This is a genomic window from Bernardetia sp. Wsw4-3y2, assembly GCF_037126295.1.
Lineage (GTDB): Bacteria > Bacteroidota > Bacteroidia > Cytophagales > Bernardetiaceae > Bernardetia.
On record NZ_CP147017.1, the window covers coordinates 2,117,622 to 2,129,967 of the forward strand.

At 31.0% G+C, this 12,346-nt stretch carries 12 protein-coding genes; 10 read left to right on the forward strand and 2 right to left on the reverse strand.

From position 1 onward, the window contains the following. The first annotated feature begins 75 nt into the window (after positions 1-75). The 4 genes from V9L05_RS08430 (at position 76) to V9L05_RS08445 (ending at position 2,376) form a co-directional block, all read left to right on the forward strand. The gene (locus tag V9L05_RS08430) at positions 76-591 is read left to right on the forward strand and encodes a hypothetical protein (protein ID WP_338815123.1); all 516 of its coding nucleotides are present in this window, start codon (positions 76-78) and stop codon (positions 589-591) included. 149 nt (positions 592-740) lie between these two features. Beyond that, entirely contained in the window at positions 741-1,040 is a 300-nt protein-coding gene (locus V9L05_RS08435) for a rhodanese-like domain-containing protein (protein ID WP_338793691.1), read from the forward strand. Between the two features lie 10 nt (positions 1,041-1,050). Beyond that, positions 1,051-1,707, forward strand: coding sequence for an ATP-binding cassette domain-containing protein (locus tag V9L05_RS08440; RefSeq protein WP_338815124.1), 657 nt, complete (start codon positions 1,051-1,053; stop codon positions 1,705-1,707). Between the two features lie 225 nt (positions 1,708-1,932). Then, positions 1,933-2,376, forward strand: a complete 444-nt coding sequence (locus V9L05_RS08445) for a hypothetical protein (RefSeq protein WP_338815125.1) — start codon at positions 1,933-1,935, stop codon at positions 2,374-2,376. A 120-nt stretch (positions 2,377-2,496) separates the two neighbouring features. Here the strand turns inward: V9L05_RS08445 and V9L05_RS08450 are convergent, their stop codons facing one another. After that, entirely contained in the window at positions 2,497-5,439 is a 2,943-nt protein-coding gene (locus V9L05_RS08450) for a glycosyl hydrolase (RefSeq protein WP_338815126.1), read from the reverse strand. A gap of 190 nt (positions 5,440-5,629) precedes the next feature. Continuing rightward, the gene (locus V9L05_RS08455; RefSeq protein ID WP_338793687.1) at positions 5,630-6,022 is read right to left on the reverse strand and encodes a hypothetical protein; all 393 of its coding nucleotides are present in this window, start codon (positions 6,020-6,022) and stop codon (positions 5,630-5,632) included. 371 nt (positions 6,023-6,393) lie between these two features. On the opposite strand from V9L05_RS08455, the gene V9L05_RS08460 reads away from it, so the two are divergent. From V9L05_RS08460 to V9L05_RS08485, 6 genes are all read left to right on the forward strand, one after another. Then, positions 6,394-6,966 carry a ferritin gene (locus V9L05_RS08460; RefSeq protein WP_338793686.1) on the forward strand — a complete coding sequence of 191 codons (573 nt, stop codon included), beginning with the start codon at positions 6,394-6,396 and terminating at the stop codon, positions 6,964-6,966. 300 nt (positions 6,967-7,266) lie between these two features. Then, complete coding sequence (locus tag V9L05_RS08465) at positions 7,267-8,541, forward strand: site-2 protease family protein (RefSeq protein ID WP_338793685.1); 1,275 nt, start codon at positions 7,267-7,269, stop codon at positions 8,539-8,541. A gap of 82 nt (positions 8,542-8,623) precedes the next feature. Beyond that, positions 8,624-9,286: a DsbA family protein gene (locus tag V9L05_RS08470; RefSeq protein WP_338815127.1), complete on the forward strand. Its 663-nt coding sequence runs from the start codon at positions 8,624-8,626 to the stop codon at positions 9,284-9,286. Positions 9,287-9,392: 106 nt separating this feature from the next. Beyond that, positions 9,393-10,637: a competence/damage-inducible protein A gene (locus V9L05_RS08475; RefSeq protein ID WP_338815128.1), complete on the forward strand. Its 1,245-nt coding sequence runs from the start codon at positions 9,393-9,395 to the stop codon at positions 10,635-10,637. A gap of 79 nt (positions 10,638-10,716) precedes the next feature. Beyond that, complete coding sequence (locus tag V9L05_RS08480; protein ID WP_338815129.1) at positions 10,717-11,634, forward strand: sterol desaturase family protein; 918 nt, start codon at positions 10,717-10,719, stop codon at positions 11,632-11,634. A 141-nt stretch (positions 11,635-11,775) separates the two neighbouring features. After that, positions 11,776-12,312, forward strand: coding sequence for a hypothetical protein (locus V9L05_RS08485; protein ID WP_338815130.1), 537 nt, complete (start codon positions 11,776-11,778; stop codon positions 12,310-12,312). Positions 12,313-12,346: the final 34 nt, after the last annotated feature.

Sequence of the window (12,346 nt, forward strand, 5' to 3'; positions counted from 1 at the left end):
AAAAAACGTACTCGTTTAAAGCAAGTCAAGCTAGTTTTTAACTTTATAAATTGAATTTACTCTGATAGTTAAAGTGTGTTTAAACACACTGAAAGTAGTATAAAAAGTTTCGTGCTACCTTATCATAAAATAGAAATTTCTCAAACTGACTCTAAGAATAAAACGCCTTTTATCGAAAATCAACTTGTAGAAATTGAAAAGCTAAATCAAAAAGATTCTTTTTCTAAATTAGAAGCAACAAGTTATAAATATGAATATTTAAAAATGAAAGGAGAAGAAGAGTTTTACATTTCAAAAGTAAATTTTAATACACACTTATTGTATGCTTTTTCTAAACTTAATATTGAGACTAAACTTCCTGTTTATCTTGATTATTGCAATTTAGTAACTGATAATCAATTAGTTGTTCAATCAAATTCGTATTCTTATGGAGTTGATAAAAACTCTAATCAAATTAAGTATCAATCTTATTTCAAACTAATTTCATTTGAAGCAAATGTCTATTATGTTCCTTATAAAGACTATTCGTATTATGAAAAAGAAGGTGAGAAATGGATAAGAAAAGATATTCCTATTGAGATAGAATTTTGATTCTAATTCTAATCAAAATTATGAACTTTATATCAATTCAAGATTACAAAACAATAAAAGCTCAGTTTTTTTGAGTTAAAGAACATAAAGTTTTATACAAATTGCGTAACTTTGTAATATATAATCAATTCTAATTATTACTTTACTAGATGAACGATATTACACCACAAGAGCTAAAAACTCTGAAAGACGAAGGAAAACAAATACAGCTTTTAGATGTCAGAGAAGAGTTTGAATATGATGAATATAATCTTGATGGCAAACTTATTCCTTTGGGAGAGCTGCCTACACGTTTAGAAGAATTGCAAGACTGGAAAGAAAAAGAAGTCATTGTACATTGTAAATCTGGAGGACGCAGTGCAACAGCTAAAAACTTCTTGATTTCTAAAGGCTTTAAAAATGTCAGAAATCTTTTACAAGGTGCAGAAGGATATAAGAAATTATCATAAAAAAAGTATTTTGACTACGTCCTTAGAAAAAGAAAACACCATTGTTATTTCTGCAGAAAATATAGGAAAAAGATTCGAAAGAGAATGGATTTTTCGAAAACTTTCTTGTCATTTTTGCAGCAAACAACCTACAGCTATCGTAGGGAGTAATGGGAGTGGTAAATCAACTCTTATCAAAACGCTTGTTGGATATTTGCCTTTATCAGAGGGAAACTTAGTTTATTCTTTTGATTCCAAGACAGATAAAAAAATAATCCAAAAAGAAGATTGGCAGTCTCATATTTCTTGGGCTGCTCCTTATACTGAATTGATAGAAGAGTTTACACTTTTAGAACAATTAAAATTTCATCAGTCTTTTAAATCTTTTGATATAGAGATAGAAGAAATAATTGAAAAATTAGGTTTTTCTAACACGAAGAGTAAAACAATTCGTTTTTTCTCTTCAGGAATGAAACAAAAACTAAAATTAGCCTTAGCAATCTATTCTGATGCCAAAATAGTGTTTTTAGATGAGCCTACTTCTAACCTTGATAAACAAAATAGTGAGTGGTATTTGCAAGAAATAAATACAGTTTTTGGCAAAAAAACACTTATTATTGCATCAAATCAAGAATCTGAATATTATTTTTGTTCACAAATCATTGATATTCAGAACTTAAAGCCGTAAACTTGTAAAAAATTGTATTTTTGTATTAAGTTTCTGTTTTTTTACTTGCTTTTTTTTAGAAATTCAAAAATTCGCATTATCTTTAATGATTATTAATTTTGAATGAAAATTGTCATTAGAAATATATAATCGAAAATTAAAATTAACGACTAAACCTTGCTTTAATCTTAACTTAAATTTGATTTTAAATTTTAACTCAATCTCAACTCTTTAAATCCTGAATTTATGAACGTATTTCGTAACCCTTTTCTTTTAGTAGTATTATTTTGTTCTTTGTTTCTTGTAAAATGTACATGTGGTGATGACACTGATGATGCAGAATCTTTAGTAGCTCAAATCTCTCAATCTTGGAAAATTAGCACACTTACAGTAAATGGTGATGCTGTTACTGAGGATATTGATGGCTTTACACTTACATTGAATCAAAATGCTGATGCTCCTACTACATATAGCATTACTACAGGTGGTTTGGCTTATAACTTTGCACCAAACACTTCTGGTAACTGGACATTAGCTCCAGACAATGAGAATCCTACTTCAATTGTTTTTAGTGGTTCTACTGCTACTTTAGTAAGTGCTTCTTCTACCCAGCTTGTTATTCGTTACAATGAAGCTGCTGCTGATGGCAAACCAGAGCCAGTTGTACAGTTTACTCTTGTACCTAGATAATTTAAATTTTTCCTAATGTATTCTTAGGAAAATAGATTATAAAAAAAGACTTTTCTTTATTTTTATAAATAAAGAAAAGTCTTTTTTTGTGGAGTTTATTTTGAATGTGATACAATAGTTTTATTTTTTCTCTACAATCTCAAAAGGAAGCTGAGTAGTTTTTCCATTTTCTACTAAAGCTATTTTGTAAGTAGAGATAGGCAAATAATACTTTTCATTATCTGATTTAGAGACAACAAAAGGTTTTTCTTTTGTAGAAAGGGATTTTGATAATTTTTTTGCAGCTTCTTCATTTATTGTCAAATCATATTTCCAATAATTCAAACCTTTATTTGCTTCTAGTTTTTCAGAATGCAGAACTACATTGTTCTTATCTAAAATGCGAAGTTCTACATTTGATTTTTGAGTAGTAAAGAAAATAAATTTTTGCTCTTCCTCATTTGGTTCATAATTCCCAAACCACTTACTCCAATAAGTTTTGCCCCAGTTTTTATTGAAAGTAATTTTTTCTTTGTCTAAGAAAAATGATTTTTCTTTATCCATTTTTACAAGACTTTGTAGAGGTGCAATATCCACCACATAAAGCGAACGTCCATGAGTTCCTACAACCAAATGATTTGCCACAGGCTGAACTGATAAATCATGAACTGCCACACGAGGAAAATCTTTTCCTAAAGTCATAAATGACTTTCCAGCATCAAGAGAAGTATACAAATTATGGTCTGTTCCAACAAAAAGTAAATTTTCTTCTTTAAAATCTTCTCTAATAACATTTACAGATTCTAAAGGTAAATCTGTTCCAATGCGTGTCCAAGTTTTACCAAAGTCATTCGAAACAAAAATAATTGATTCAAAATTATCAAAACGGTATCCATTCAAGCTAATGTAAACTCGTTCCATTTTGTGTTTTGAAGCCTGTACACGACTTACCCAAAAGTTTTTATACTGAGGAAACTGTTTCAAATAATTCTGTGAAATATTTTCCCAACTATATCCTGCATCTTTGCTCACATGAACCATTCCATCATCAGAACCAACATACAAAAGACCAAAACGCAAAGCAGATTCATCAATAGAAGTAAGTGTATTGTAAGCTACATCACCAGTTTTTGCTTCTTTTGGATTTGCTCCTCTTGTTAAGTCCTCTGAAATAGTTTCCCATGTTTTTCCTTGGTCAAACGAACGGTGTACACGATTCGAACCCATATACAAAATATTTTGCTGATGTTTTGAAAGGTGTAATGGAGTTTGCCAGTTGAAACGAAATGGTTTTTGTCCTAGTTCATGTGAAGGTGTAATGTAGTCAGATGCTAACGTTGTTTTATCGATTTTATAACAATTTCCAAATTGATAACAGGTATAGACAGTATTATTATCTCTAAAATCAATCTCAACTTGCATTCCGTCACCTCCTAAAAGTCGTTTGTAAGGGTAATTACCTTCTTGTTGCCATGAATCTGAATATTCGTATTGATGTGAAGCTGTCCAAACACCATTATCTTGCAAACCTCCATACACATTATACGGTTCTGCTCTGTCTGTTGCTACACTATAAAACTGACCAACAGGAATAGAGTTTGATTTTGACCATGTTTTGCCGTCGTTATACGAAATATTTATTCCTCCATCGTTTCCATTTATTAAATGTCCTTCTTGTTTTGGATTAATCCATAAGGCGTGATGATCTGCGTGGACGTTATCACCATTGATGCTTTTCCAGTTTTTACCTCCATCATCACTTGTCAAGATTGGAACGCCGACAATGTAGAGTTTTTGAGGATTATTTTGTGAAACTCGTACTTGTCCAAAATAATAACCATACGAATAAACAACTTCATCGATACTCCCTTCGTGTGTTTTTTGCCATGTTTTGCCTTTGTCTTTTGATAAATATAATTCTAAACCTTTTACGGGTGTGTCAAACAAACGAGAATTAGCATCTCCCAAAAACTCTACTAATGCTTTTGGCTCTATTTTGCCTTGTTTGATTTGTTCTTTTACAAAAGCTACATCATATTTTTTTGGAAAGTGATTTTCTTTCAAATATTCAGTTATTTCTGCATCAGAAACTTTCAAAAAATCTTCACTTTTCATTGCTAAAATAGCATCTTTGGTAAGAGTTAGTTTATTATTCTCTTTTTTTGTTTCATCTTTTGGCTTTCTGTTTTGATTGTCCAAACAGGCATAAACCCAATCAGGATTTGCTTTTGAAATAGCTAAACCAATTCTTCCAACTCCCTCTGAAATAGGAAAACCACTTCCTTTTGTCGTTATTTTTGTCCAGTTTTCGCCACCATCATCAGAACGATAAATTCCACTTCCTGCACCTGCTTCTTCAAAATCCCACGCTGCTCTATGTCTTTGCCAAGTAGCTGTATAAAGTGTATTCGGATTTGTAGGGTCAATTATTAAATCAACTGCACCTGTATTTTCGTCAATGAAAAGTGTTTTTTTCCACGTTTTGCCTCCATCAGTTGTTTTATAGATTCCTCTTTCTTTATTTTTCGAATATAGATGACCGAGCGCAGCAACGAAAAGTGTATTTTTATCAGTTGGATGCAAAACTATTCTACCAATATGCTGCGTTTCATTTAATTCTGTATCATTTTTGTGTTCCCACGTTTTGCCCATGTTATACGAAACATACATTCCATCTCCAGAATATGAAGAACGAGAAGAGTTATTTTCTCCAGTCCCTATCCAGATGGTAGAATCTTCCCACGAAACAGCAATATCTCCAATAGACATTACTTTTTCATTTTGAAACAAAGGAGTAAAAGAAGTTCCGTTTGTATTGGTATGCCAAAGTCCACCAGAAGCAAAAGCAGCCAAAAACTCATTTGGGTTATTAGGGTTTACTTCAATATCGACAACCCTTCCACTCATAATTGTTGGTCCTATTGATTTTATAGGAATATTTTTGAGCCAAGAGGTTGATGAATTAATTTTATTTTGAGAATTGATACGGTCTTGAGCTGTCGTAAATTCTAATTCAATATCCTGTGAAAAAGCTGTATTTGAAAGCAATGCACAGGAAATAAAAGTAAGAAAAACTCTTTTCATGTTAGTTTGATTAAGGTTTAAAATCTGTTTTGTCTTTAGTCTGATACAATTTGCAAACAAATTCGTTGCTTAAAAAAATGTTCAAATAACTTTTCTTTTTTTTAACACAAAAGAAAAAATAAGGACAAAAAAAAGCCTAGCATTTTTTATAAAATTGCTAGGCTCTTGAAGTTATATTTTTCAGAACAGATTATTGTACTGTTTTTGTTCCAATATAAATATTTGTGAGATTTTGTACATATTCGCTACCTGTAACTTTGATAGAAATTGTATTTTCAACACGAGTAATATCTACATCATTATTATTAGTAGAATAACGCACTGTTTCTACTCCTCCATTTGTTTCAGTTGTTTTATCTGTAATTTCCACAACAATATTTTTTGTAAGCACTTCGCTGTCACCTTTATTTGAGAGTGTAATTACATTAACTGCTCCTTCTACATTAATATCACCTAATAACAGATTGTTATATGTTCCTGGAAGGTCATCAGCATAATTAATTACATCATCTTCATCACAAGAAGTAAAAGAAATAGCCATAAAAGCAAGCACGAAGAACATTAAGATTTTGTTCGTTTTCATAGTATAATACAGTTTAAAAAATTTGAAATACAGTTTAAAAAATAAATAAATCAAGCCAAAAGTATGACTTGATTTACAATTATATAAACGTACCTATTCTAAAAATGTTTTGAAAATATTTTTTAACTATTAAAAAAACATTTAGTAGCTTCTGAAAAAACAAGGTTTTGTTTTATATAAATTGATATGGATTGGAGGTTAATTTGTCTAATCTTTATTTTGACTAATTCTAATTCCATATTTGTATTCGTTTTTCAAAAACAAATCTTTTGTTTCATTGCTTTCGTTATAGAGATAGAGTAGGAGAAAATGTGATATGTTGCCTACTTTTAAAATTTATGAATTATAATTAACAAAAATACAAAAAAAATATGTCAAAAAATGGAATTCAAAAACCGTTTGTAACGATGAAAACATCAGTTACACAAGAAATGCAAAACCTTATCAATGAGCAAATTAAGTTAGAAGCTCGTTCTTCTTGGGCTTATTTAGCTGCTGCTTCTTGGTGTGATAAAGAAGGATATGTCAATTCGGCTAAATATCTTTACAATCATGCAGAAGAAGAACGCATGCACATGATGAAATTTTTCAATTATCTAAATAATGCAGGTGGACATGCACTAGCACCCGAAATTACAGATATGCGTTATGATTTTGAGAAGTTAAGAGATGTTTTCGAAACAGCTTTAAAGCACGAAATCAAAGTAACTTTAGCAATTAATGACCTTGTAGATGCCTGTTTGAAAGCAAAAGACTTTGCTACTTTTCAGTTTTTACAATGGTTTGTCAATGAACAGCGTGAAGAAGAGGTAATTTCTCGTCGTGCTGTAGAGCTTTTTGATATTATTGGTGAAGAAGGTCAAGGAATTTGGCTTATTGATCAAGCAATCGGAAAAATAGAAGCTGAGATACAAGAAGCAGAAGGGGCAGATGCAGAAGCCTAAACTATTATAAAAAAATAATAATCTTGAAATCACTATGAAATTTATTTTTGTAGTGATTTTTTTTATTCTAATAATTTTTAAGCTATCTTATGTAGTACTACATTTCAAAAATTAAACTGTTTTTCTTATTTTGAGTTTAGATAAATAAAAAAAATATTTAAAAGTGATTTTCTTTATAGAAATAGTCTTTATTACTCGTAACTTTATAAATTAGAGCGTTTAATTAAAATTTGAGTAAAATAATAGATAGAACAGCTTAATCAAAATTATAAGTCTGCAAAAACGTATTATAATAAAAATATGCAAGAAGAAAACAAAAATTTGCCTTATCCTTCTTTTTCAAACTATTCAGATGCAGATGATGCTTCAAATCCATTTTTGTATGAAGAAGTTCTATATAAGAAGAAAAAGCCTAAATATTGGTTACATATTTTGTTATTTGTGATTACTTTCATTGCAACTACTTTGGCTGGAGCAGAATGGATTTTTGGAGAAAAAAGTTTTATTGCTCTTCTCTTTGATGCAGATGGATTTGCAGGCATTGGAAGTGGAGGACTCGGTTTTGATGGCTTTGTGGCTGGTTTGGCTTATTCTATTCCTTTTTTGGGAATATTAACAGTGCATGAATTCGGACATTATTTTGCTGCTAAATATCATAATATTCGGGCTTCTTTGCCTTTTTATATTCCGATGTGGCTTGGTTTTTTGGGAATGCCTTCTACTATCGGAACAATGGGTGCATTTATTAAAATTGAATCTCCTTTTACCTCTCAAAAGTCACTTTTTGATGTGGGTGTAGCAGGTCCTTTGGCAGGTTTTATAATTGCTTTAGTCGTACTTTTTTATGGTTTTTTGAATCTTCCTTCTCCTGAATATGTAATTGAAGTAGCACATCCATCTTGGCAAAAATATGGTTTAGATTATGCTTCTCAAGTGTATAAATCTATTCCAGAAGGTGCAAATATGGAATTGGGAACAAATTTGTTATTTGAATTTTTCAAAAATTATGTTGCTCCAAATCCTGAATGGGTGCCAAATAATAGAGAAATTTTTCATTATCCTTTTTTATTGGCAGGTTATTTAGCTTTGTTTTTTACAGCTTTAAATTTGATGCCGATTGGTCAGCTTGATGGAGGACATGTTTTGTATGCTATGTTTGGTCAAAAATGGCATAAAAAAATATCTATGGGAATGTTTACACTTTTCTTGACCTATGCAGGACTAGGGCTTATTTCGCCTCAAGACCCTATCGAAGATATTGCTCTCTACAGTATTTTTTATCTCTTTTTCTTGTTTATTATTTTTCTAAAAAATACAGAAAAACCGATTACTGCTGTTGTCTTTGCGCTAGGAATTTACGCCTTTCAGTTTGTGCTTGTAAGTATTTTTCCAGAAGTTCATGGTTACTATGGTTGGTTGGCTTTTGGTTTTCTCTTAGGACGAATTTTAGGACTTTCACATCCACCTACACAAAACCAAGTTACACCACTTACAAAAGGTAGAATGATTTTGGGAGTAATTACTTTTATTATTTTTGCTCTTTGCTTTTCGCCTCAGCCTTTTGTGATTTCTTAGATTTCTAAAAATTAACAAACAGTTCACTTATATCGAACCATTCGTTTTTAAACATTTTTCTTCAAAATTTGCTTTAAAGGTTATGAAACTAATCTATATTTATGATGCCCTTTGTGGCTGGTGTTATGGTTTTGCACCTGCGATGCGTGATTTTTATCAAAACCACAAAAACGACTTTGAAACCATTGATGTTATTTCTGGTGGAATGATTACAGGAGAACGTATTGGTGCAATTGGAGAAGTTGCTCCTTACATCAAAACGGCTTATAAAGACGTAGAAAACCGGACAGGTGTAAAATTTGGAGAGAAATTTTTAAAGGATATTTTGGAAGAAGGAAGTGCCATTTTTACTTCTATTCCTCCATCCATTGCCCTTTCTGTTTTCAAAAAAGAAACTCAAGAAAATCCACAACTAGCAGGAGAAAAGAATGAGAAAGTTCTTCATTTTGCAGAAGAACTTCAAAGTCTTATTTATTTTGATGGCATAGAACCAAAAGACTATTCAAAATACGGCGAATTGGCAACAAAATATGGTTTGGATAAAACTGATTTTGTAGAAAAAATGAATCATTCAGACTATGAAAAATTAGCTCAAAAAGATTTTCAGTTATCGCAAGATTTTGGAGTAAGTGGTTTTCCTACTCTCATTATTCAAAAAGACGAAGAATATTATTTATTTGCTAGAGGTTTTGTAGATTTGGCAGAACTAGAAAGGCGTTTTGAAGCGATGAAAACTTCTGTGTAATTACTAAAGGATAACAGACTTCCTAGTCTGTTCAAGTCTAAAATTTCTATTCCTACTTACTAATACAAAAACAGATTAGAAAGTCTGTTATATCATAAAAAATAAAATGATTCCAGCTTATATTGTTGCTATTGGCGACGAACTTCTCTACGGACAAACTCTCAATACAAACGCTTATTCTCTTTCCAAAATGCTAACTGATGTTGGTTTTAAAGTTATCAAACACATTTCTATCGCTGATGAGAGACAGGCAATTTTGGATACTTTCGAAGAAATGTCAAAAGTAGCTAAAATAGTTTTGATTACTGGAGGACTTGGGCCTACAAAAGATGACATCACAAAAAAAACATTTGCAGAATATTTTAATGTAGGAATGCGAAGAGATGAAGTTGTTTTAAAGCATATCGAAAATTTATTTTCTAGTAGAGGAAGAATGATGACTGATTTGAATAAATCACAAGCAGACGTTCCGACAAATTGCACTGTCATTCATAATATGTATGGAACAGCTCCTGGAATGTGGTTTGAAAAAAATGGTTGTATTTTCGTTTCAATGCCTGGTGTGCCTTATGAAACTGAAAATATAATGAGCAATGAGGTAATTCCTCGTTTATTAGATTTTTTCAAACCTCCTTTTATTGTACACAAAAAAGTACAGACAATTGGAGTTCCTGAGTCTATTTTAGCACAAACTATTGAAGATTGGGAAAATGATTTGCCTTCTCATGTTCGTTTGGCGTACCTTCCACATTTGGGAAAAGTAACTTTGAGATTGACAAGTGAAGGAGATGACAAAGAAAAAATTGATGAAGAATTAAATAATCAAGTTAAAAAAGTAATTCCTCTCATAGAAAAATATGTTTATGGTTTTGATGATGAAACAATAGAGGGAAAAGTAGCTGATTTATTAAAAGAAAAGAATCTTACTCTAGGAATTGCAGAAAGCTGCACAGGTGGTTATGTAGCCCGTACATTTACTCAGCACGAAGGTGCATCTGCTTTTTTTGAGGGTGGAATAATTGCCTACTCAAATGATGTAAAAATAAAGATTTTAGGCGTAAAATTAGATACCATCATAAAATATGGTTCAGTAAGTGAACAAACAGCTTTAGAGATGGCTGAAGGAATCAGAAGAACACTAGGAACAAAAATTGGAATTGCTACAACAGGAGTAGCAGGAACAGGTGGAGGAACGCCTGAAAAACCAGTGGGAACAGTTTGGATTGCTTATTCTGATGAAAATGAAACAGTAGCCAAAACCTATCAACTAACCAAAAACAGAAACTTAAATATTCAACTGAGTACAAATGCAGTTTTGAATTTGCTTAGAAAAAAGTTGATTGAAAAGTAGGCAAATTTTCTGATTCATTAAATACTTTGTAATTTTGTATTATATAAAGATATTTATAAAATAATTGATAAAGTAAATAATGATTTGGAATTACGAACATATAAAAGATTCTTTTGATAAAATAAGCCAAAGCGACCCGATTACCTATTTTGCGCCTTTTTTTATATTTCTTATTCTTTTAGAATTAGGAATTGATTTAGCGCAAAAAAAAGAATGGTACAATAAAAAAGATGCTTGGGCTTCAATTGTTATGGGAATTGGTTCTGTGTTTTTGAGTCTTTTAGCCAAGATTTTTTATATCGGAATTTATATGTGGATTTATGATAATTTCCGTCTCTTTACGCTGCCTAATGTTTGGTGGGTTTGGATTCTGCTTGTCTTTGCTGATGATTTTTCTTTTTATTGGCATCACAGATTAAGCCATCAAGTTCGTATTTTGTGGGCTGCTCATTCAAACCACCATTCAGCACAAAGCTATAATTTAGCTGTTGCGCTGCGTCAGAGTTGGACAGAAATGTTTTATAAATATATCTTTTGGTTATGGCTGCCTTTACTTGGTTTTCATCCTGTTATGATGTTTGTAATGATGTCTATAAGTCTTATTTATCAATTCTTTCTACATACAGAGGCAGTTGGAAGACTTGGTTTCTTAGAATATTTTATGAATACACCTTCTCATCATAGAGTTCATCATGCTACTAATGTCAAATATTTAGATAAAAATCATGCAGGAATTTTTATTATTTGGGATAGACTTTTTGGAACATTTATAATAGAAGATGAAGAAAAACCAATCTACGGACTTGTTCAAAACTTGGAAACTTATAATCCAATTCGTATCGCTTCCCATGAGTATGAGAAGATTTGGGCAGATATTAAAAAGCCTATTTCGTGGAAACATAGAATTAATTATCTAATAAAGCCCCCAGGTTGGAGTCATGATGGAAGCCGAAAAACTACTAAGGATTTGGTAAATGAGATGAAGAAGAATAAATAAATTATTTTAAAAAGAGGCTAGTAACAGATTCTGATTTCAAGAATTATTGAAATTTAATCAAAAAAAACTAACTAACTTCTTTCTATTTGGTTATTGATTTTTAAGTAATTCAATCAAAAGTTTGTATCCCATTTATACTATATGAAGAATCTATTTTTTACTATTTCTATTTTTTGCCTTTTTATCGTCTCTACTTTTTTATCCAGTTGTGTTTCTTTTACTTCGTATGATGATTTAGAAAGATTGAAATATTCAGATTTAAGAGGATATGAATACCAAAATAAAGAGTATAATCCTACTGCTGACACTACTCGTTTTATGTATTTTACAAACAAAACAGACTTTGAAACGTCATTTGGAAGCATAAAAGATGATATTGATTTTTCTCAGCAGATTGTTGTAGCTGTGGTGAAATATGAAAAAAAACCTACTCAAATCAATACACAGCATATCACTTATGCACAAAATGAAATTATTTGGCTTTATGAAGATGAATATTCAGATGTAAAAGCTAATTCTCCTTTTGTAGGAATGGCTTTGATTGAAAAAAAGAATTTTGACCAAGTTGTTTTCGTAGAAAATGGAAAAACAGTCTATATAATTACAACACCAGAAGCGCAAAAAAGAGCAAAAGAGAAATTAGAAAAAACCTTTAATAGAACGGAACAAGAAAAATAGTAAATTTGTAGTTCAATATACGTGTAGCTATAAC